Below are 22,226 nucleotides of genomic sequence, written 5' to 3' on the forward strand. Positions count from 1 at the left end.
CAATCTCGTTTATCAATTATCACTTATGAAAAAGAGACACGAACAAAAACTGATTATTCTGAGCATTGGATTAATGATTGCTTTCAGTATTCCCATCTCACTTCTTTTCAACAGCGAAAAGGAAGTTTTCGGGTATCCGATGATTTTAATCTATCTGTTTGTGGTCTGGATGATTTCTATTCTGATTTCATTTGCCATTGTAAAAAAGTATGATGAATAGTTTTGCATTGTTTTTTGTGGTCTTGTTTTACCTGGCACTTCTTTTCTTAGTTGCGCACCTGGCGGAAAAGAAAAGAAGCAAGCTTTGGATCAACAACCCTTATATTTACGCTCTATCACTGGCTGTATACTGCACAGCATGGACATACTATGGAAGTATCGGCGTAGCTGCAACGAGCGGACTTAATTACCTACCTATTTACATTGGCCCCATCATGATTATTCCTGCATGGATTTACATTAATACGAGAATCGTAAGAATTTCCAGGGTTAATAAAATAAGCAGTCTGGCAGATTTCATCTCGTTACGGTATGGAAACAGCAGGAGCCTGAGTGCTATCATTACGATCGTTTGTCTTCTGGCTATCGTTCCTTATATCGGACTTCAGATCAAAGCAATTTCCGAAACTTTTCACCTCGTAACAGAAACTGCCATGTCCCAGGATATCCTGACCGACAATGCCACATTCGTAGTTGTGCTGATTGCTTTATTCTCGTCGTATTACGGAACACGATATGTAGATGCTTCGGAAAAACGATTAGGAATCATCTCAGCGATTGCTCTGGAAAGTTTTTTAAAGTTATTCTTTATTATCATCCTTGGCTTTTTTGTAATTTATTACGTATTCGATGGGTTTTCGGATATTTATCAAAAAGCCAGTCAGTTTGAAGATTTTAAAGAAAAAAACACTTTCAACGGAATTGAAGGTGCGATGAACTGGATGGTCTTATGCATGATTTCCGCAACGGCGATCTGCATCCTTCCCAGACAGTTTCATACAGCAATTGTTGAGAACAGACAGGAAAAGCACATCAAAACAGCCATCTGGTTTTTCCCGCTTTACCTATTGATATTTACAGTATTCATTTTTCCGATTGCCTGGGGCGGAAGGTTGATTTTTGATGGCCAGAAGGTCAATCCGGAATTCTACTCTATTTTAATTCCACAACATTTTGACAACACTTTAATTACCGTTTTTGTTTTCCTTGGAGGATTAAGCTCCTGTATTTCAATGATTATTATTTCAGCGATTACTTTATCCATTATGCTTTCCAACAACCTGATTATTCCTTACGGTTTACTTGGCAAGTTTAAATCCGAAAGCGAGGAACAAAATACCAGAAACATTACCAATATCCGGAAATTCAGCATTTTCGCCCTGATCATTATGGCTTTTGTTTTCTATAAATATTTTATTTTAAAAACATCACTGGATTCCGTAGGCCTGATCTCTTTTGTGATCATCGGACAGTTAGCTCCTGCATTTTTTGGTGCCTTATTCTGGAGACGTGGAAGTTATAAAGGAGCTGTTATCGGGTTAGCTACCGGATTGGTCATTTGTTATTTCGGATTAATTATTCCGCAGTATTATTTCTCTTACAACCAGGAAGTCAAGGGAATTTTAAGAGATATGTATGATGGTTTTGAGTTTTTCGCCATTCCTTATCTCGGTAGGATTCCACAGATTTTCTTCTGGTCTCTTTTGGTAAACACAGGTTTATTCACCATTATTTCAGTAAGCACCAAAGGAAATTACAGGGAACGGAATTTTGCCGAACTCTATGTAGACATCGACAAATACATTCAAAATCACGAAAACGCATTTATCTGGAGAGGAACGGCTTATGTTTCGGATATTAAAAATATCCTTGAACGATTTTTGGGTAAAAATAAAACAGAACAAGCGCTTCGAATTTTCAATTTAAAATATAATATTGACTCCCAAACCGAAACGGCAGATTCCCGGTTTATTAAGTTCTCAGAAAACCTTCTGGCAGGACGAATCGGTACTGCTTCAGCCAAGATCTTAATTGAAGGTGTTACGAAAGAAGATAAAATATCTTTAAAGGAAGTATTAAATATCCTTGAAGAATCTCAGGAAAACATCAGTTTAAATAAAAAACTTACCGAACAGTCCGAAGAACTACAGAAGCTTTCGGATGACCTGCGAACCGCCAATGAAAGTCTGATCGTTAAAGACCGTCAGAAAGATGACTTCCTGGATTCAGTCGCTCACGAATTAAGAACTCCTATCACTGCCATCCGCTCTGCGGGGGAAATCTTAGCAGATGATGATGACATTCCTTTTGAAATCAAACAGGAATTTTTAAATAATATTATTACAGAGTCTGACCGGTTAAGCGAAATCATCAACGATATCCTGTATCTGGATAAGCTGCAACACGGAGAGATATCTTTACATATCCAGGAAAACAATATTATTGAAACATATAAAAAAGCAGTAAACCCACTCCTCCATCTGATCCAACAAAAAGATCTTCATTTAAGTGAGGTTAATCTTTTAAATCAGTTTATATTTGAATATGATGAAGCAAGGATGATTCAGCTATTCCAGAATATTTGGGGTAATGCTTTAAAATTTACAGACGAGCAAGGCACCATACAAACCAAATTATTTGAAAAAGACGGGCAAGTCATCATTAGTATTTTCAATACAGGAAAACATATTCCCGAGGAAGATCTGGAAATGATTTTTGATAAATTTTATCAATCCAAAAATCAAAATATTTTAAAACCTACAGGAAGCGGACTGGGGTTGGCTATTTCTAAAAAAATAGTACAAGCTCACGGTGGAAGCATCAAAGCCGAAAACAGCGGACTGGGAGTAACCTTCACCATAAGCATTCCTAAAAAAACTATAAAAGAGATAAAAGATGAAGTTGAACACCATTAAAACCCATATATGAGAAAGATAATCATTGCCGATGATGAACATAAAATATTAATGTCCCTCGAATACAGTTTTAAGAAAAATGGCTATGACGTTTATATTGCACGGGACGGAACAGAAGTCCTTGATTTTTTAAAAACCATGGTTCCGGATGTCATTCTTCTCGATATCATGATGCCTAATCTCGATGGTTACAGCACTTTGGACATCATTAAGCAGGATGAAAAACTAAAAGACACAAAGGTTATTTTCCTGAGCGCTAAAAACAATCCGCGAGATATTGAAAAAGGAATGGAAATGGGAGCCGATGCGTACGTAACGAAGCCCTACTCGATTAAGAAGCTGATGCAGCAGATTGAGGAGATGTTCTAGCCTGACCTTGTCAAGGTTTAAAACCTTGACAAGGTCAGGCAAAAAAAAACCACCAAACACACGACAATTGATATGAATACCGATATTTTATTTAAACAAAGTATAGAAGATAAGGAAGCTTTCTGGAAGGAACAAGCTGAAGCAATACAATGGTTTCAGTTTCCGAAACAGATTCTTTCAACAGATCAGAATAATTACCCTGAGTGGTTCTCCGACGGGCAGCTTAATATGTGTTATTTGTGCATAGATAAACACATTGAAGACGGTTTTGGAGATCAGACGGCAATTGTTTATGACTCTCCCGTAACCCATCAAAAGAAAACGTATACTTTCAAACAAGCTCAGGAAGAAATTTCAAAGCTTGCGGGAGGCCTTTCTTCATTAGGATTACAAAAAGGAGACACTGCTGTTATCTATATGCCAATGATTCCCCAGACGCTTTTTGCCATGCTGGCCTGCGCAAGGATTGGTGTGATTCACAATGTCGTTTTTGGAGGCTTTGCACCGCACGAATTGGTCGTAAGAATTGATGACTGCAAACCAAAAGTTCTGATTACCGCTACTGCCGGTGTAGAGATTGCCAAAAGAATCCCATATCTTCCACTGGTAGAGAAAGCCATAGAACTCGCACAGGATAAAGTTGATCATATCGTGGTATACAACCGAAAACTAACAGACAATCAGGACGAAATGTTCGATGGACTGATTGATTACGAAGAATTGGTTCAAAAATCAGAGCCGGTTGATTGTGTATCGGTTGAATCTACCCATCCGCTTTATTTGCTTTACACTTCAGGAACAACAGGAAAACCTAAGGGAATTGTTCGGGATACCGGAGGCTATGCCACAGCCATGAAATTTTCCATGAAATATGTCTATGGTGTTGAACCCGGAGAAACATACTGGGCGGCATCAGATTTTGGTTGGGCAGTGGGACACAGCTTCTCTGTTTATGGACCATTAATCAATAGAAATACAACGATTATTTTTGAAGGCAAACCGATCATGACTCCTGACGCGGGAACATTCTGGAGAATTATTTCAGAATACAAAGTTTCTGTGATGTTTACTGCACCTACGGCCATCAGAGCCATAAAAAAAGAAGATCCAAACGGAGAACTGGTAAAAAAATATGATCTCACCCATTTCAGAAAGCAATTTCTTGCCGGTGAAAGATGCGATGTAGCGACTTTAGACTGGTTTGCAGAGCACATCGGAGTTCCTGCCATTGACCACTGGTGGCAGACCGAATCAGGTTGGCCTATGCTGGGATTGCTGACTTCCGGTGAAGATTACCATATTAAGAGAGCTTCTGCGGGAAAACCTATTCCCGGATATGATATCAAAATATTTGACGAAAACGGCTTAGAGCTCGATCCACACCATGAAGGATATCTGGTTATAAAACTTCCGCTTCCTCCTGGAGCAATGTTGGGAATCTGGAAAGATGATGAGCGTTTCCAAAGCAGCTATCTTTCTCAGTATAATGGATATTATTTTTCGGGAGACGGCGCCATACAGGATGAAGATGGCTATATTTTCATTACGGGAAGAGTTGATGATGTCATTAATGTGGCCGGACACAGACTTTCTACCTCAGAAATGGAAGAAATTGTTTCGTCGCATCCTGATGTGGCTGAATGTGCAGTAGTGGGAATTGATGATGATTTAAAAGGTCAGATTCCTTTTGCTGCCGTTGTTTTAAAAAACGGATCAACTGTTTCTGAAGAAAAAGTTGAAAAGGATATCATCCGGATGGTTCGTGAAAAGATTGGTGCTGTTGCATTTTTAAAAAATGCCATGATTGTCAAACGTTTACCCAAAACCCGTTCAGGAAAGATTTTAAGAAAGCTTATCCGAACCTTATTGGATGGAAAAGAATTCCAGATTCCATCAACGATTGATGATGAAAAAATCATTGAGGAAATTCAGGAAAAAATCAGGGAATATAGAGGTAAAACCGGAAATTAAACATAAATTTAAAATATAAAACAATTCAAATTTCAAAAACGAAAGGGATATGAGAAATTACTTAATAGAAGACTTACCACATTATTTTGAAGAATATAAGAAGTCTATCAAAAATCCTAAAAAATTCTGGGATAAGGTAGCCGATCAAAACTTTGTGTGGTATCAGAGATGGAGCAAGGTTGTTAAGTACGATATGAATGAAGCCAAAATCACATGGTTTAAAAATGCCAAACTTAACATTACTAAAAACTGTATTGACAGACACCTTTCTGTAAGAGGAGATAAAACTGCTATTATCTGGGAACCGAATGATCCGAAAGAAGAAGCACAACATATTTCCTATAACGAACTCTATACCCGTGTCAATAAAACCGCCAACGTTCTCAGTGACATGGGAATTCAAAAAGGGGACAGGGTATGCATCTACCTTCCTATGATTCCTGAACTGGCTATTACGATGCTGGCCTGTGCTAAATTGGGAGCAGTTCATTCTGTAATTTTTGCAGGATTTTCAGCTGCTGCCGTGGCTTCAAGAGTAAATGACTGCGAAGCTAAAATGGTCATTACCTCGGACGGAAGTTATAGAGGCAATAAAGTCCTGGATTTAAAGACTATCGTGGATGAAGCCTTAGAAAAGACCCCAACGGTTGAAAAGGTGCTTGTAGTGAAAAGAACCCATAATGAAATCAAAATGAAAGAAGGCCGCGATTACTGGATGGCCGACTTATACGATAAAGCTTCCCCGGATTTTGTAACGGTTATCATGGACTCCGAAGATCCTCTTTTCATTCTGTATACTTCAGGTTCTACAGGAAAACCAAAAGGAATGCTTCATACCTCTGCCGGTTATATGGTTTATACCGCATATACTTTTAAAAATGTCTTTAATTATAAGGAAAATGATATTTATTGGTGTACCGCTGACATCGGTTGGATTACGGGCCATTCCTATATTCTTTACGGACCTTTATTGAATGGTGCCACTACGGTTATTTTCGAAGGAGTTCCCACCTACCCGGAACCGGATCGTTTCTGGGAAGTCATTGAAAAACATAAAATCACACAATTTTATACCGCTCCTACCGCCATTCGTTCACTGGCAAAAGAAAGTACAGAATGGGTAGACAAGCATGATTTAAGTTCTTTAAAAGTAATAGGATCCGTGGGTGAACCCATCAATGATGAAGCATGGCATTGGTTTAACGACCATGTAGGTAAGAAAAAATGTCCTATTGTAGATACGTGGTGGCAAACAGAAACAGGAGGAATTATGATTTCACCACTTCCTTTTGTTACTCCTACAAAACCCACCTATGCCACCCTGCCTCTACCGGGAATTCAACCGGTTTTGATGGATGATAAACGTAATGAAATTACAGGAAACCAGGTGACAGGAAATCTTTGTATTCGTTTTCCATGGCCGGGGATCGCAAGAACCATCTGGGGTGACCACCAAAGATATAAAGAAACTTACTTCACTGCTTTTCCGGGAAAATACTTTACCGGTGACGGTGCTTTAAGAGATGAAGTGGGTTATTACAGAATTACAGGACGTGTAGATGATGTGATTATCGTTTCCGGGCACAATTTAGGAACGGCTCCTATCGAAGACAGCATCAATCAGCATCCTGCCGTTGCGGAATCTGCGATTGTAGGTTATCCGCACGACATCAAAGGAAACGGGTTATATGGCTACGTAACCCTTAAAGAAACCGGAGAAAGCCGAGATAAGGAAAATCTTAAGAAAGAAATCAACCAGCTGATTGCTGATCAGATCGGACCGATTGCCAAACTGGATAAGATACAATTTGTTTCAGGACTTCCTAAAACACGTTCTGGAAAGATTATGCGTAGAATCTTGAGAAAAATTGCAGAAGGTGATTTCAGTAACTTTGGAGATATCTCTACTCTTTTAAATCCTGAAATCGTAGAAGAAATTAAGAACGAAAGAATTTAATGTAAACAAATAGGAAGCCCTGGAGTCACTACCAGGGCTTTTATTTTTATCTCACATCGAAAAATCCCGAGCTTTCAATCATCACATTCAATAATTGTAAAAAAAATTACTACAATCATTATAAATCAAACGTTTGTTTAGTATAGCTTCAATCAATTGTCATTTATGTTATGATCAGAATGTTAATTAACAATTTTTATTAAATAAATAGAAAAATAATCATTAACTTTAGTCATAACTTTAAACCAATTAACTATGTCAAATATACTAGCGGGGCTATTTGAGCACCACAGCGATTACAAGAAACTTGAGAGCGATCTGGAGAATTCAGGGTTTGAAAATTCAGATTATATCGTATATCTTAATAGTAATTCCAACAATTCTCAATATCTGGCAAGTGTTACCGTAAAAGACAATAGCCAGGTTGAGAGTGCCCGGAATATTTTCAATCAAAATGCGGCTTTAAAAACGTATTTATTTGAAGGGATGAGTATGGAAGAAACCAATTATGACACTATTAAAAAATACATTGATGCAAGGAACAGGGCTGAAATCCATAATAGTCCTGATATCAAAATTAAAACGTCAAGTGACGGAATGAATTCAGAAGTAAAATTTTAAAAAGGCATAGAATCTAATAACCAAGGGATCCGCAGACATTCTGCGGATTTTTTGTATTTGAAAAAACTAAAAAATTTCGTATTTTCGTCTAAATATAGGCATTTGCACAAATGAGTTACGATTTAGAACAAGAGAATAAAGAAATCCTTTCCAGATATAAGGACCTGATTTCTAACACATACAGAACTTTGGATGAGGAAAATAACAAACTTATCCGGAAGGCATTCGATATAGCGCTGGACGCTCATAAGGACCAAAGGAGAAAATCCGGAGAACCTTACATTTACCATCCTATTGCTGTTGCTAAAATTGTAGCAACCGAAATTGGTTTGGGGGCAACTTCTATTGCCTGTGCGCTTCTGCATGATGTGATCGAAGATTCTGACTATACTTATGAAGATCTGAAAAAAATATTTGGGGAGAAGATCGCCGGTATCGTGAACGGATTGACTAAAATATCCATCATGAACCATCAGAATATTTCTGTACAATCTGAAAATTACAGGAAACTGTTGCTGACGTTGTCAGAAGATTTCAGGGTAATTTTGATCAAAATTGCGGATCGTCTTCATAATATGAGGACTTTAGAAAGTATGGCTCCGGACAAGCAAAAGAAAATTGCTTCGGAAACCGTTTACATCTATGCTCCGATGGCGCACCGTTTGGGATTGTATAATATCAAATCCGAGCTTGAAGATCTTTCATTAAAATACAATAATCCTGAGATTTATAACGAAATCACGGAAAAATTAGAATTGGCTAAAGAAAGCCGTGAAAGGTATATAGAGGAATTTAAAAAAGAAGTTTCCGAAAGGCTTCATGAAGAAGGATTAAATTTTAAAATTAAAGGCCGGGCCAAAGCAATTTCTTCTATCTACAGAAAGATGCTTAAACAAGGGGTTTCTTTTGAAGAGGTCTTTGATAATTATGCCATCAGAATTATTTATAAATCTGATGCTAAAAATGAAAAATTCCTTGCGTGGAAAATCTATTCTATCGTTACGGATGTTTACCACAGTAACCCGTCAAGGATGAGAGACTGGATCACACAGCCTCGTTCAACAGGATATGAGAGTCTCCACTTAACAGTTTTAGGTCCGGATAGAAAATGGATTGAGGTTCAAATCCGTTCAGAACGAATGGATGAGATTGCCGAAAAAGGGGTGGCTGCTCATTATAAATATAAAGAAGGTTACAAGCAAAGTTCCGATGACCGAAATTTTGAAAAATGGGTCACAGAAATTCGTGACGTTCTCGAACAGCAGCAAGATCTTTCTACATCTGAACTTTTAGATAATATTAAGCTTAATTTATATTCAAAAGAAGTCTTTGTATTTACTCCGAAAGGAGAAATTAAAATCTTACCAACTAATGCCACTGCTTTAGATTTTGCTTTTTCCGTTCACTCTGATCTGGGAATGAAATGTTTAGGTGCTAAGATCAATGGTAAACTGGTTCCGATTTCTTATATTCTCCAAAACGGAGATCAGGTAGATATTCTTTCTTCTCAAAACCAGAAGCCTAAATCAGACTGGCTGGAATTTGTCGTGACTTCAAAGGCAAAATCCAAAATCAAAAGTTATCTGAACTCTCAGAAAAATCAACTGGTAGAAGAGGGAAAAGAAATCCTGCAAAGAAAATTGCGTCATGCCAAAATCAATTTTAATGACGAAGAAATTAATAAACTTCAGAAGTTCTTTAATTTAAAATCATCCCAAGAACTCTTCCTTAAGTTCCAAAGCAACGAACTCGATGTCAGCAGCTTAAGAAAATACATCGAAAGTAAAAACGTATTCAACAACCTGCTTTCAAGGTTCAGAAAATCTCCTACGAAAAGTCAACATTTTGAGGAGCCGAAGGAGGAAAACCTTGATATGATCGTTTTTGGAAAAGATGAAGAAAAACTGAATTACAGCTATGCAAAATGCTGTACAGTAATTCCCGGAGATAAAATTTTCGGATTCATCACGATTTCCGATGGGATTAAAGTACATAGCGACAACTGTCCGAATGCAATCAACCTAAGAGCTCAATACGATTATCGTGTTATTCCTGCAAAATGGGTAAATGCAGAAAGTTTCAAAAACAGAGTTAAAATCGAAATTGAAGGACTTGACAGAATGGGAATGATTAACGATATCACGACAGTAATCAGTGGAAGTATGGGAATGGATATGAAAAGCATGTCTATTGAGTCTAATAATGGCGTTTTCACAGGAAATATCACACTTGAAGTGAAAAATAAAGGACAATTGGAAGAAACCTTTAAAAAACTAAAAAGTATCAACGGTGTTTCAAGAGTGAGACGACTACAATCTTAATTATGAATTTATCTCTTTATTTTAAAAAATTTTTCAACAACAGCCAGGCCTCAGGAATCATTCTTATTTTCTGTGTGCTTATTTCATTACTTATTGCCAACTCATCTCTGGCAGAGAACTTTCAGCATTTTCTGGACAAAGAAGTTGGAACTCATCTTTTCGGCCTTGAATACCCTGTAAGCATTTGGATCAACGACGGGTTAATGGCTATATTTTTCCTTTTGGTAGGCCTTGAAATCAAAAGGGAACTTGTTGAGGGCGAGCTTTCATCCTTTAAAAACGCTTCATTGCCAATTTTTGCAGCGGTAGGCGGAATGCTTGTTCCTGCAGTTATTTATACATTTTTCAATTCCGGAACGGAATATAGTAACGGTTGGGGAATTCCAATGGCTACGGATATCGCTTTTTCCCTTGCTATTATTTCAATGCTGGGAAAGAAAATACCTAATTCGATTAAGATATTTCTTGCTGCACTTGCTATTGTAGATGACCTTGGAGCTATTCTCGTGATTGCCATTTTCTATACCGATCAGATTCATTGGACTTATCTCTTATTATCTTTCGGAGTGACTGCACTACTCTTTCTCCTTAATTTTTTAAAGGTTACCAAAATTATCTTTTATATTATTCCCGGAATATTTTTATGGTATTTCCTGCACCATTCGGGAATTCATGCAACTATTGCAGGTGTTCTACTGGCATTCTCAATTCCTACCAATGAGTCTAATGTAGAAATCTCTCCTTTAGAAAAACTGGAGCACAAATTGCATATTCCGGTTAGCTTCCTGATCATGCCCATCTTTGCCTTAACGAATACTAATATTACTTTTTCCAGCCAGATGGTTGAAGGAGTTACCAGTACACTTGGATTGGGAATTATCTGTGGGTTGATTTTAGGAAAATTGGTTGGAATTAATTTATTTTCTTTCATCGCTATTAAATTAAAGCTTAGCTCACTACCTCAAAACAGCAACTGGATTCAAATGATAGGGGTAGGTTTGCTTGCAGGGATTGGATTTACTATGTCTATTTTCATAGCATTGTTATCTTTTAAAAATGAAATTCACATTCAGAATGAAGCCAAGTTTGCGATCTTAATAGCTTCTTTTACGGCTGCTATTTTAGGATTCACAATTCTTAGCTTAAGTTCTAAAGAAAATACGGAACCGGAGGAGGATTAATTTCCTTTTCCGTTTTCCAACTTTCTCCTATGCTCTTCGTCATGATCAAAATCCGGTTCTGTAACCTGACCGTGATATTGTAGCGTTTCTTTCTGTATTTCATCAGACAGCAACTTCTCAATCCTTAACTTTCTGATAGCCATATTCAGTTCATTTCCGAACAGGAGAAGGTATACGTTGATATTCACCCACACCATCAACAGAATCATACTCCCGATGGATCCATAAAGCACGTTATAGCGGGCAATATCTTTTACATAAATCGCAAAAATATAGGTTGTCAGAACAAACAGGATCGTTGTTAAAACAGCCCCTGGAACAGCCTGTCTAAACCTTGTAATTTTAACGGTTCCCAACCAATAAAATAAAGTCAGCAAAATAAAATAGAAAAGCGGAAAAGAGACAAATCCGATAATTCTGGAAAGGTTATTAACCAACCATGAAATATCATAAGACGGGGTGAAAGGCTTGATTACAACCTCTGCATAATATACTCCAAAAAGTGCCAAAAACACGATAGTAATAAAGCCTATCGTAATAAAAAAGGAAAGAATAAATTCTTTAACATCACTAAGCTTTTCATCTGAATTTTCATTAAAACCATTGATCAAAGAAAATGTTCCATTAGTCGCAAAAAGAAGAGCTAATACAATGGTCAGATTGCTGATTCCTTTCATATTGGGAACAATATTAGCCTCAATATAACCGCGTATATCCCCTTCCATATTGGAGGGAAATACATTATGCATCAATACTTCAAAAATATAAAACTGCAACTTAGCATAATGCGGCATATAAGGCAATACAGAAAGCAAAAAGAGAATGAAAGGAAATAAACTCATGGTAAAACTCCAGGAAATTGCAGCTGCTTTTCTGCCTATTTTACCTTTAAAAATCCCGGAGATATAGATTTGAAACATCTGCCAAAGCGATATTCCCAAAACAGGAATATGAATGCTATCAAAAAACTCTTGAATCTTTAAAATAAATTTAGGAACCTTTACACTCATCGATCTGTTTGTCTTTATACAAAGGTAGGGGAATTAAATTAAATAAGGAAAAGATTGAGGGCGATAGGTGGCGGAGATTAGGGAAAATACACTGTAAAATATTGGTGAAGGTTTATTAAAGTCAATAGTGAGTTTTGCTTCGTCAGTAAATGGTGAATGTTGATGGAGAACCAAGAGCCCAAAGTCAAGATAATGACAGTCCAAACAGAACCAGCAACAAAAACCTTAAACCTTAAACTTTAAACAACCTGCAACATTCGCCTCAAAACTTTGAACTTTAGCTTTTGAAGCCCTATCTTTGCCACCTGAAATTTCTTACAATGCGAATCAGTTTACTTTGTATCGGCAAAACAGACGATAAGGAAATAACTTCTTTAATTAATTATTATATTAACCGCCTACCCAAGCATTGGAATTTTGAAATCATTGAGATTCCTGATGTTAAAAACGCTAAAAATCTTTCTCCTGATCTTTTAAAAAAAGAAGAGGCAAAATTATTTTTAAATCATATTGATAAAAATGATCTGGTTGTAATCCTTGACGAAAAAGGGAAACAATTTACCAGTAGGGAGTTTTCTCAAAAAATTGATACCTGGATGAATTCTTCTGTTAAAAAAGCACACCTTTTAATTGGAGGAGCATATGGCTTTTCGGATGAAATCTATAGTAGAGCAAATGAAAAGATGTCTTTATCTAAGATGACATTTACTCACCAGATGATCAGATTATTCATTATTGAACAGCTTTACCGGGCAGATCAAATCCTACAGGGAAAACCATATCATAACGATTAAAATTGGAAAAAATAATTCCCTTTATTACTCTGATAGTTTTAGATCGATCTGTCTTTTGGCCTCTCCTATTACAAAAGCCACGGAATTGGCAATATTAAAGCTTCTTATTAGCTTTGACATTGGAATTGTTAAATGATTATCAAAACGGTCCAGAACTTCTTTGCTTAAACCAACACTTTCCTTTCCGAAAACGAGCCAATCACCATCTTGAAAATCATTTTTCAAATATGACTTTTCAGCATGTGAGCTCATTAAGAAAACACGGGATACATCAGGAATACTTTGTATCCATTCTTCAACGTTCGCATATTCGGCAACATCAAGATGAACCCAATAATCCAAACCGGAACGTTTCAGATTCTTATCATTGATCACAAATCCAAAAGGATGAATCAGGTGTAATTTACTTTCGGTTCCTACGCATAATCGTCCGATATTGCCGGTATTATTAGGTATTTCAGGTTCTACAAGAACAATATTTAACATCTATATTTCTTTTCAGGTTTAAAGTTAATCCCGAACAAGGGTATAACTTTAGAATAAACCTCATTTATATATTATGAAAATTCTTTCCCTATACAATTTTGAATACTGATTGGTATACGGAAGGAAAATCCTATAGGTAATCATTAACTATTTTTTTGTGCATTTAGCATAATACTCTGCTAAAATAGCTTTTTCATATCCTAACGCTACTGCTTTATCAAGATTCTCACAAGCTTCTTTTGGCTTTGCGGTATCAAATAAGACTAAAGCCTTTGTAACATAAGATTGTGAAAACTTGGGATCAATAGCAATTGCTTTATTAACATCTGCAACAGCTTCCTTGTACTTTTTCATTTTCAAAAACACATCTCCGCGGCCATTATACAGTAATGATTCCGGTTTTTCGGCAATCAGTTGATTATAATCTTTTAAAGCACCTTCAAGATCTCCATTATTTTTTTTCAGATTAGCTAAGCCGGTTTTGGCAAAAACATTATCCGGAGCAAAAGTCAGAATCTGGTTAAGATCTTTAATCGCCAAATCTTTTTTGCCCTGACTATCATAAATTTTAGAACGTGTAAGATAGAATTCGGGATTTTTATCGTCTATCTGAAGACCTTTTTCAATATACTCTAATGCTTTTGCTTTATTGCCTTTCTGACTATGCAATGAGGCAAGATTCGCATATACTGATGCTGACATAGGATTGCTTTTTAAAGCAGATTCATATGACTTGAAAGCCAAACCTGTTTTTCCCAGCCTTCGCTGAGCTGTTCCAAGGTTGTTATAATATTCGGATTGAAATTTTTGAATTTGTTCTTTCTCCGCCAACTTTGAGTATTGCTCTTCAGCACATTTATAGTCAGCTTTTTTAAAACAATCTTCTGCCAGTTTTTTATCCTGAGCATACGTAGTGAAAGAAAAACAAATGGAAGCTAAAAGTAATAAAGGTTTTTTCATGGGGTTATGTTTTGTTTATTGATTACTTTTTTGGCAAGTGCTCCAAATATCACTCCCAATAAAGAACCAGCAAACGCCCCCACCAAAACATCTATCGGGAAATGCACTCCTAAATAAATTCGGCTGTAGGAAACCACTATAGCCCATACAAATATAGTGTATGGGAACCACTTAAGTTTATTTTTTAACAAAATACTTAAAAAAGCAGCTAAAAAGAAGGTATTAGAAGCATGAGCAGAATAAAATCCAAACTGTCCACCACACTTCACAATTCTCATAGCATGTTCCAAAGTTGGATCATGACATGGTCTCAACCTGGCTACTCCATATTTAAATACGCTGGCAAGCTGATCAGAAACCGTTGCCCCAATCGCTAAAAATATAAGAATAAAAACTAAAGACTTTAGTTTAAAATTTTTATATAGAAAATAAAGGAATATAATATACAGGGGGACCCATATCCAGGTGCTGGAAATCAACATCCATAGCTGATCGAAAGCAGGATCTCCCAAATTATTAAGATATAAAAATACCTTTTTATCTTCCAGAACAATCTCCTCCATATTATCTGCTTACAGGGCCTTCGTGAGTTTCGTCTTCAGAAGGTTTCAGTTTTGGAGGTTCATTGGATGAAGTAGGTTCTGTTAAAATATCTTTCTTGATATCATTCACCGGATTGAAATCTTTGGCAGCATCTTTTACCTTTTCAATTTCACGTTTGATTTCAGAAACAGGATTATCTGTCTCCTTCATGATTTCTGTTTTGATATCTTCCACTGCCCCACGCATTTTTCTAACACCTGCGCCTAAGTCACGTGCTATCTGAGGAAGTTTATCCGGTCCGAATAATACAACGATTGCAATGGCAATCAACGCCATTTCTCCAATGCTTAATTCCATGCTGTAAAATTACGAAAGATTATACATTTTTCTGCTGTAAACTAAAATTTTAAACAAATTTTAAGATTTAATAATTCAAAGTTTAAGGTCATACTACCATCCCGGTTTCAATATCTCCATTTCTTTTACCTTTAGAATCAGGACAATTATCAATATTAAAGAGAAATATGTTTCTGAGTCTACAGCCTACTTATTACATTTTAATTATTTATTAACAAACAATTAATTCAAAATATTGAGAATAATTTAATAATTTATTATATTTACTATACACAATCTAAATAATTTTATATATGAAAAAATTAGCAACTACTTTCAAAATTTTGGTGGTGCTATCCATCGTAACGCTCAACAGTTGCCGTGACGCCAACAATGAAATTAACCAACAGGAGGCTATTCAAGCTAAAGTCTCAGCTGCTGATCTTAAAAAAGAAATCATCCCTTCTTCACAAACTGTACCCGCAGCAGTACAAAATCAATTGGATGAATCTAAGAAAAACCTTGAAAAGTATTTAAAAAGTGATTTACAGATCGAGGGAATTAATGTACTCGGAAAAATATCAACACAGCGAGGCCTTGAAATTTCCCAAAATTTAGTAGCTGATAAGGATCAGTTTATTGCCACAGGAAATATTATGGATGCATCTTCCATAAAAATCGGAAAAATTAGTGATTTATATTCAGGAGACGATTTAACTACAGCTCAAAAAGGATTGAAAGAAACCATCACTGAAGAGTTAAAAATGAATACCAATGTTATGGAAATAACCTGGAATAATAAAAGTGGAAAGTTCACCACATTATGTTTTTACAACGACTCCGGAATCATCTGGGATAATGTCTTTGGAGGTCTTGTCATGATGGATACAAGAGGAAATGTTGAAACATCCAATGATTCTACAGCAAGAACAAATTCCACAGCAAGAGTTGCTTCCAGCTGGTCAAAACAATGGTGGACACTGAACTGGCTTTGGGGATCTAAAAGAGGAGAAACCGGATACCAGATTACCATTTATTATTCAGGTTCCAGTGTTTCAAATGCTGATGTAAACGATTGGGGGTATATGAATTTAGGAAGTGCAAAAAGCGAAAGTAAAATCTTAAGAAGAACAGGAGCTTACGGGCAATGTCAGTATGCATTGGGCCTTTGTACTCCAACCGGTTCTTTAAGCTTCGATGCCAGCAAATTCTCTGTATCCTTTTCAGGATTGGGAAGCAATATTGTGAGCAATGGAACGAAATCATTATATCCTTAATTTTTCATATCGAATTAAAGAGAAAGGGAAGCTTTATGAGCTTCCCTTTTCTTTTGTATTTTAATCTAAACCGAATGATCAATCTCCGATTTCCTTCTTCAGAATTTCAATAGCATTTTCTTTCAGTCCAAAAATATCCTGAAGTACTTCGAACAACTGCGCATTATTTTCTACAGAAACAGATTCCTTTATACCATCATTCCATCGTATATTCAAAATATGATCGTTATAGGTATAGCGGGCTTTTTCATCTACTTTTGAGAAAACAAGGTTCTTTTTAAAATTCGATTCAGGAAAATTTGATAAATACCAGTTGGCCATTTCCAAATCAGCCATCTCTACTTGTTCTAAAGCAAAACGATATATGGGCAGCCATTTTTCTTTCCAGGTCCAAAGAATATATGTTCCGTTTTTATGAGAAATTTTAAATAATCCATTTGGAGTCTCCTGTGAGTCCTCTATATTTAAAAGCAAAGGTGCAGTAAGGGTTACGATTCCAAAACCACAGTCTATAAGATATTTCTCACCTTGTATATCGACTGTCAACAGTAGATGTGTTCTTGAAGCACTGCTATTTTCGTCTCTCTTCCAGACTACTCTCCCCAACTGCAATTCAACACTGAATCCAATAGAATTCAAAACCTCTCTTAAAAGTAAGTTTTGCTCATAGCAATAGCCTCCTCTGGATTCCAATACCAGTTTAGTAAAGATATCATCTAATTTTAGAGACGGAACCTTTCCTGTATATGAATCAATATTCTCAAAAGGAATATATTTAGGATGTAACTGATGAATCTTTTTCAGCACTTCCATACTTGCTTCAATACCTCCGGAATAATGGATTCTTTCTAAATATTTTTCAACTTCTGATTGTTCCATCACTCATTTTTTTTCGATTATAAAGGATTCTATCTTTTAAAATTATATTGAATCTTTTTTCTTAAAAGCAGAATATGTTATCACCACGCTAATGGACATCAGTACAAATGCTAAGAAAAACGGTGCCCCTGAAAATTTAAACGGCGCTTCATCATGGGTGAAAAAGTAAAACAGATTCGTCATCATAGGAGGTCCAATAATTGAAGTAGCACTCATCAAACTTGTTAAAGCTCCTTGAAGCTCCCCTTGTTCATTGGATGGAACACTTTTCGTAATAACAGATTGCAGAGCCGGACCGCAAATACCCCCTAGGCAATACGGAACCAAAAACACAAACATCATCCATCCCTCTGACGCGAAGGCAAACAATAACATTCCTACAGCATATAAAGCTAATCCATAATAAATACTCTTCTGTTCACCTAATCTTGGAGTTGTCCATCTGATTAAACCGCCTTGCACAAGTCCTACCAACAAACCTACGACTCCTAATGAAATCCCCACCATTCTTTCCGTCCAATTGAATTTATACATGGTAAAGAAACTCCAGTTACTTTGTACAGCATGACCTGCGATATAAATTAAAATCAATGAAACAATCAGTCCTGAAATCTCCGGATGTTTTCCTAAAAATTTAAATGACCCGATAGGATTTGCTCGCTTCCAATCGAACGCTCTTCTTTTATCCTTATCCAAACTTTCAGGAAGGATAAAATAACCGTAAAGAAAATTAAGAATACACAGACCAGCAGCTGCATAAAAAGGTACTCGGGCTCCATAATGTCCCAGAACTCCGCCAAGAACCGGGCCTATGATAAAACCAAGGCCAAATGCAGCTCCAATTAATCCGAAGTTTTTTGCTCTGTCCTCATCGGTAGAAATATCTGCAATATAGGCACTGGCAGTTGTTATACTCGCCCCTGTAATCCCTGCAATGATTCTCCCTAGGAACAGCCACCAAATAGATGGAGCCAACGCTAAGAAAACATAATCTACAGCAAATCCGAAAAGTGAGATCAAAATAATGGGTCTTCGCCCATATTTGTCACTAAGGTTTCCTACCAATGGTGAAAAAATAAATTGTGTAAAGGCATAAGCAAATCCAAGCCAGCCCCCGTACTTTGCAGCCTCGCTGATGTCTGCATGAATCAATTCTTCTATCAATTTAGGGACAACAGGAATAATGATACCCCATCCCGTAATATCAATTAATAAAGTAATGAATATAAAGCCAATGGCTGCTTTCTTTTTTGAGTTTTCCATGATAATGCAAAATTAATCAAATACTAAAAATAATGGTTCTAAATTATGAATAGTTAATATGAACAGTGAAAAGTGACTTATTATTCAAAATTAAACGCTCTTTCCCTGTCGTTATTTGTTTTTTTAATAAAAAAGGCCGTTTCTTTTGAAACGGCCTTTACTAATTTATTGTAGTTTGTATTACTTTGAAGCAAGTACTTCTTTATCAGAAGTGGTCTTTCCATGTACCCCTTCTTCTTTTCCTTTCTTAAGGAAATCGTAAGCAATTGCAGATGCAATAAAAATAGATGAGTAAGTACCGAATCCAATACCGATTAACATCGCAAACATGAATCCTCTCAAGTTATCACCACCGAAGATGAAGATCGCAAGGATCACCAGGATCGTAGTGAATGAAGTATTGAATGTTCTACCCAATGTACTTGAAATAGAGTCATCGAATAATCCAGCCAATGTTAAAGATTTTTTCTCTCTCAGGTATTCTCTAATTCTGTCGAAGATAATTACGGTATCATTGATAGAGTAACCTAATACCGTAAGAATTGCAGCAATGAAATCCTGGTTGATTTCCATATTGAACGGCATATATTTGTGTAGCAATGAATACGTACCCAAAATAATAATCGCATCGTGGAACAACGCTGCTACAGCACCTAAAGAGAACTGCCACTTTCTAAATCTGAATAAGATGTAGATAAAGATACCAGCTAATGCAGCAACTACAGCAAGAATACCGTGCGTCTGAATATCGTCAGCCACAGTAGGACCTACTTTTTCAGATGAGATAATACCTGCATGATCTTTGTCTGCGGATTTAAAATCCTTTAAAGTAAGGTTAGCAGGAAGATTTCCTTTTAATCCTTGGTATAATTTTTCTTCAATAGTCTGGTCAGCCTTTAATGATTCATCTCCGATCAGGTAATCTGTAGAGATTTTAAGCTGATTTGCATTTCCGAAAGTTTTAGCTTCTACAGATGAGTTTTTACCATCTTCAGTTTTGAATAACTTCACCAGGTTTTCTTCAACCTCGTTAGCATTTACAGGTTTTTCAAATCTTACGATATAATTTCTACCTCCTGTAAAATCGATACCATATTTGAATCCGTGAGTAAACATAGATACAAGACAAATCACTGTTAAAACAGCAGAAATGATGTAAGCATATTTTCTCTTACCAATAAAGTCGATCCAAGTATTTCTGAATAAGTTTTTCGTTGGCGGAGTCCACACAGAAAGATGTTTACCTTTGTTCAGTCTGCTGAAAATCATTACTCTTGAAAGCAATACTGAAGTAAACAACGTCATAATAATACCGATCATCAACGTCAAAGCAAAACCTTTGATAGGTCCTGTTCCGAAGAAGAACAATACAACCGCAGTTAATAACGTAGTTGAGTGACCATCGATAATTGCACTTAATGCATGTTTGAAACCGTCTTTATAAGCTTCTAAAATACTCTTACCTGCAAATAATTCTTCTTTCGTTCTTTCATAGATAATTACGTTTGTATCTACCGCCATCGCCATCGTCAATACGATACCTGCGATACCAGGAAGTGTAAGCGTAAAGTCTCCGGAATCCATAATCCCGAAAATATAGAAAAGGTTAATTACCATCGCGATTACAGCGTACACTCCGGCACCACCGTAATAGAAAATGATATAAACAATAATGATTAAGAATGCAATAGCAAATGAAATCATACCGGCGTTGATAGATTCCTGTCCTAAAGACGGACCTACCTGAGTAGCCTGAACTACTTTCGCTCCTGCAGGTAATTTACCGGCACCTAGAACATCTACTAATTCTTTAGCTTCTTCCTGAGAGAAGTTACCAGAGATTTGAGTTCTACCGTTAGGAATAGCATTTACAACATTCGGCGCTGTATATACTCTACCGTCAAGTGTTACTGCAACCGGTTTTCCTACGTTTTTCTCTGTTAAAGTCTTCCATTCTTTAGCTCCTTTAGAATCCATTTGCATATCTACTACTACTCTTCCAAGTTCGTCGTAGCTAATGTTTGCAGATTCTACAGCACCGTCTACCGGAGCTTTTTGATTGATGTTACTTCTGATTGCATACAGTACCAAATCATCAGGACTTGTAGCTTCAGGCTTGTAACCCCACATAAACTGTGTATATTTAATGTTAGCCGGACGTGCCGCGATTCCAACTTTGCTGTTTAAAATTTTATTTACAGCAGCTGTATCGGAAAGCTTTACGTTAGCTACTCCATTACTTCTTAATTTCTCAAGCTGTAAAAGTTTCATGAAGTTCACATTTTTTGCAACTCCCATTGAATCTCCTTTTGCAGCAACCATAGTTGTCAAAGTTTGGAAATAAGGTGCAATTTCAGGAACCTGTTGTACTTCCCAGAATTGAAGTTTTGCAGAAGTTTGAAGCATTTTCTTTACCTTGTCGATATCCTTCATACCAGGCATCTCCACAGAAATTCTTGCTGTACCAGGTACTCTCTGAACGTTTGGCTGGATAGCTCCCAACTTATCAATTCTCGTTCTGATTACCTCGAAAGCTGTTCCTACAGAAAGATCAATTCTTCTTTTTACAATACTTTTAACCTGCTCATCAGTAGTATTATACTTGATTTCTGTCAGGTTAGTATTTCCGAAAAGTTCCGGATCTGCAAGCTTAAGGTTGGTTCCTTTTGCTTTGTTTACCGCATCGAACTGTTCGAAGAAGTTGTCGATGTAAGATTTTGTTGAGTTTTTCTGAGCTTCATCGGTCTTGTTTAAAGCTTCGATAAGAACAGGATTGGTAGAATAATTGGTAAGATCGTTTACCAAATCTCTCTGATTGATCTCCAATAAAACATTGATCCCTCCTTTCAAGTCGAGACCCAATTTCATTTCCTTGTCTTTAGCTTTAGAATAATAAAGCTTTGTATAGCCCAGATTAAGAGTATCTTCCTTGATTCGTTTGATCTCTTTCTCGTTTCCTTTCGCAGCTTCAATCTGCGATTCAATTTTGCTGGCGTACCAGGTTGGTAATAGCTCGTTTAAGCAGATCAACCCCAGGACAATAGCAACAATTGTAATAAGTCCTTTTCCTTGCATTTTGTTATAACTACGTTAAATTTAGTCGGCAAATATAATCATTTTCTTGTATTTTATGAATTTTTAACAACAGAAATGGTTTATTTTCAGATATATTGGCATTCTGATCTCGATTTAAGATTTAACAATTTTTTCATGCTATTGTAATGAAGTTTTCAATATTTAACATATATAAAATTCCCCTGTATTTTTCAACATATTAACTATCAAAACATTATGGAAAAATCATTTTATACAACTCATATTTCTCCTTCCTTAATTCTTAATT

The 22,226-nt window shown here is 36.4% G+C and carries 17 protein-coding genes and 1 pseudogene; 10 read left to right on the top strand and 8 right to left on the bottom strand.

The window, feature by feature from the left end:
* Positions 1–25: 25 nt before the first annotated feature.
* The 8 genes and pseudogenes from CW752_RS13810 (at position 26) to nhaA (ending at position 11,335) form a co-directional block, all read left to right on the top strand.
* The gene (locus CW752_RS13810; protein WP_101240283.1) at positions 26–220 is read left to right on the top strand and encodes a hypothetical protein; all 195 of its coding nucleotides are present in this window, start codon (positions 26–28) and stop codon (positions 218–220) included.
* On the top strand, positions 213–2,915 hold the full coding sequence (locus CW752_RS13815; protein WP_185117641.1) for an ATP-binding protein: 2,703 nt from the start codon (positions 213–215) through the stop codon (positions 2,913–2,915). The genes CW752_RS13810 and CW752_RS13815 overlap by 8 nt, the downstream gene beginning before the upstream one ends.
* Positions 2,916–2,924: 9 nt before the next feature.
* Positions 2,925–3,284 carry a response regulator transcription factor gene (locus CW752_RS13820; RefSeq protein ID WP_101240285.1) on the top strand — a complete coding sequence of 120 codons (360 nt, stop codon included), beginning with the start codon at positions 2,925–2,927 and terminating at the stop codon, positions 3,282–3,284.
* Between the two features lie 72 nt (positions 3,285–3,356).
* Positions 3,357–5,255, top strand: coding sequence for an AMP-binding protein (locus CW752_RS13825; RefSeq protein ID WP_101240286.1), 1,899 nt, complete (start codon positions 3,357–3,359; stop codon positions 5,253–5,255).
* Positions 5,256–5,295: 40 nt separating this feature from the next.
* Positions 5,296–7,212, top strand: a pseudogene (gene acs, locus CW752_RS13830) (acetate--CoA ligase); the annotation flags it as partial.
* A gap of 255 nt (positions 7,213–7,467) precedes the next feature.
* The gene (locus CW752_RS13835; protein WP_101240288.1) at positions 7,468–7,833 is read left to right on the top strand and encodes a hypothetical protein; all 366 of its coding nucleotides are present in this window, start codon (positions 7,468–7,470) and stop codon (positions 7,831–7,833) included.
* Between the two features lie 110 nt (positions 7,834–7,943).
* The gene (locus tag CW752_RS13840) at positions 7,944–10,154 is read left to right on the top strand and encodes a RelA/SpoT family protein (protein WP_101240289.1); all 2,211 of its coding nucleotides are present in this window, start codon (positions 7,944–7,946) and stop codon (positions 10,152–10,154) included.
* 2 nt (positions 10,155–10,156) lie between these two features.
* The gene (nhaA, locus tag CW752_RS13845) at positions 10,157–11,335 is read left to right on the top strand and encodes a Na+/H+ antiporter NhaA (RefSeq protein WP_185117632.1); all 1,179 of its coding nucleotides are present in this window, start codon (positions 10,157–10,159) and stop codon (positions 11,333–11,335) included.
* On the opposite strand, the gene CW752_RS13850 is transcribed toward nhaA, so the two are convergent.
* Complete coding sequence (locus tag CW752_RS13850) at positions 11,332–12,345, bottom strand: YihY/virulence factor BrkB family protein (RefSeq protein ID WP_101240291.1); 1,014 nt, start codon at positions 12,343–12,345, stop codon at positions 11,332–11,334. The two genes, nhaA and CW752_RS13850, sit on opposite strands and share 4 nt — an antisense overlap.
* Positions 12,346–12,665: 320 nt before the next feature.
* Between CW752_RS13850 and CW752_RS13855 the strand changes: the two genes are divergently transcribed.
* Positions 12,666–13,139, top strand: coding sequence for a 23S rRNA (pseudouridine(1915)-N(3))-methyltransferase RlmH (locus CW752_RS13855; RefSeq protein WP_101240292.1), 474 nt, complete (start codon positions 12,666–12,668; stop codon positions 13,137–13,139).
* Between the two features lie 24 nt (positions 13,140–13,163).
* On the opposite strand, the gene CW752_RS13860 is transcribed toward CW752_RS13855, so the two are convergent.
* From CW752_RS13860 to CW752_RS13875, 4 genes are all read right to left on the bottom strand, one after another.
* Positions 13,164–13,625, bottom strand: coding sequence for a tRNA (cytidine(34)-2'-O)-methyltransferase (locus CW752_RS13860; RefSeq protein ID WP_101240293.1), 462 nt, complete (start codon positions 13,623–13,625; stop codon positions 13,164–13,166).
* A gap of 147 nt (positions 13,626–13,772) precedes the next feature.
* Entirely contained in the window at positions 13,773–14,585 is an 813-nt protein-coding gene (locus CW752_RS13865; RefSeq protein ID WP_101240294.1) for a tetratricopeptide repeat protein, read from the bottom strand.
* A complete protein-coding gene (locus tag CW752_RS13870; protein ID WP_101240295.1) occupies positions 14,582–15,148 on the bottom strand; it encodes a phosphatase PAP2 family protein in 567 nt (188 codons plus the stop codon). The genes CW752_RS13865 and CW752_RS13870 overlap by 4 nt, the downstream gene beginning before the upstream one ends.
* Position 15,149: 1 nt before the next feature.
* A complete protein-coding gene (locus CW752_RS13875; RefSeq protein WP_101240296.1) occupies positions 15,150–15,485 on the bottom strand; it encodes a twin-arginine translocase TatA/TatE family subunit in 336 nt (111 codons plus the stop codon).
* A gap of 293 nt (positions 15,486–15,778) precedes the next feature.
* Here CW752_RS13875 and CW752_RS13880 point away from each other — a divergent pair, with 293 nt between their 5' ends.
* A complete protein-coding gene (locus CW752_RS13880) occupies positions 15,779–16,741 on the top strand; it encodes a hypothetical protein (protein WP_101240297.1) in 963 nt (320 codons plus the stop codon).
* Between the two features lie 78 nt (positions 16,742–16,819).
* On the opposite strand, the gene CW752_RS13885 is transcribed toward CW752_RS13880, so the two are convergent.
* The 3 genes from CW752_RS13885 to secD form a co-directional block, all read right to left on the bottom strand.
* A complete protein-coding gene (locus CW752_RS13885; RefSeq protein WP_101240298.1) occupies positions 16,820–17,620 on the bottom strand; it encodes an arylamine N-acetyltransferase family protein in 801 nt (266 codons plus the stop codon).
* A 42-nt stretch (positions 17,621–17,662) separates the two neighbouring features.
* On the bottom strand, positions 17,663–18,883 hold the full coding sequence (locus CW752_RS13890; RefSeq protein ID WP_101240299.1) for a TCR/Tet family MFS transporter: 1,221 nt from the start codon (positions 18,881–18,883) through the stop codon (positions 17,663–17,665).
* 180 nt (positions 18,884–19,063) lie between these two features.
* Entirely contained in the window at positions 19,064–21,958 is a 2,895-nt protein-coding gene (secD, locus tag CW752_RS13895) for a protein translocase subunit SecD (protein ID WP_101240300.1), read from the bottom strand.
* Between the last annotated feature and the right edge of the window lie 268 nt (positions 21,959–22,226).

It is taken from the genome of Chryseobacterium sp. PMSZPI, from assembly GCF_002835665.1.
Taxonomy (GTDB): domain Bacteria; phylum Bacteroidota; class Bacteroidia; order Flavobacteriales; family Weeksellaceae; genus Chryseobacterium.

What these genes read in the sequence shown, in the direction of transcription:
- CW752_RS13810 (WP_101240283.1), top strand. Translation starts at nt 26, where the DNA reads ATGAAAAAGAGACACGAACAAAAACTGATTATTCTGAGCATTGGATTA.
- CW752_RS13815 (WP_185117641.1), top strand. Translation starts at nt 213, where the DNA reads ATGAATAGTTTTGCATTGTTTTTTGTGGTCTTGTTTTACCTGGCACTT.
- CW752_RS13820 (WP_101240285.1), top strand. Translation starts at nt 2,925, where the DNA reads ATGAGAAAGATAATCATTGCCGATGATGAACATAAAATATTAATGTCC.
- CW752_RS13825 (WP_101240286.1), top strand. Translation starts at nt 3,357, where the DNA reads ATGAATACCGATATTTTATTTAAACAAAGTATAGAAGATAAGGAAGCT.
- CW752_RS13835 (WP_101240288.1), top strand. Translation starts at nt 7,468, where the DNA reads ATGTCAAATATACTAGCGGGGCTATTTGAGCACCACAGCGATTACAAG.
- CW752_RS13840 (WP_101240289.1), top strand. Translation starts at nt 7,944, where the DNA reads ATGAGTTACGATTTAGAACAAGAGAATAAAGAAATCCTTTCCAGATAT.
- nhaA (WP_185117632.1), top strand. Translation starts at nt 10,157, where the DNA reads ATGAATTTATCTCTTTATTTTAAAAAATTTTTCAACAACAGCCAGGCC.
- CW752_RS13850 (WP_101240291.1), bottom strand. Translation starts at nt 12,345, where the DNA reads ATGAGTGTAAAGGTTCCTAAATTTATTTTAAAGATTCAAGAGTTTTTT.
- CW752_RS13855 (WP_101240292.1), top strand. Translation starts at nt 12,666, where the DNA reads ATGCGAATCAGTTTACTTTGTATCGGCAAAACAGACGATAAGGAAATA.
- CW752_RS13860 (WP_101240293.1), bottom strand. Translation starts at nt 13,625, where the DNA reads ATGTTAAATATTGTTCTTGTAGAACCTGAAATACCTAATAATACCGGC.
- CW752_RS13865 (WP_101240294.1), bottom strand. Translation starts at nt 14,585, where the DNA reads ATGAAAAAACCTTTATTACTTTTAGCTTCCATTTGTTTTTCTTTCACT.
- CW752_RS13870 (WP_101240295.1), bottom strand. Translation starts at nt 15,148, where the DNA reads ATGGAGGAGATTGTTCTGGAAGATAAAAAGGTATTTTTATATCTTAAT.
- CW752_RS13875 (WP_101240296.1), bottom strand. Translation starts at nt 15,485, where the DNA reads ATGGAATTAAGCATTGGAGAAATGGCGTTGATTGCCATTGCAATCGTT.
- CW752_RS13880 (WP_101240297.1), top strand. Translation starts at nt 15,779, where the DNA reads ATGAAAAAATTAGCAACTACTTTCAAAATTTTGGTGGTGCTATCCATC.
- CW752_RS13885 (WP_101240298.1), bottom strand. Translation starts at nt 17,620, where the DNA reads ATGGAACAATCAGAAGTTGAAAAATATTTAGAAAGAATCCATTATTCC.
- CW752_RS13890 (WP_101240299.1), bottom strand. Translation starts at nt 18,883, where the DNA reads ATGGAAAACTCAAAAAAGAAAGCAGCCATTGGCTTTATATTCATTACT.
- secD (WP_101240300.1), bottom strand. Translation starts at nt 21,958, where the DNA reads ATGCAAGGAAAAGGACTTATTACAATTGTTGCTATTGTCCTGGGGTTG.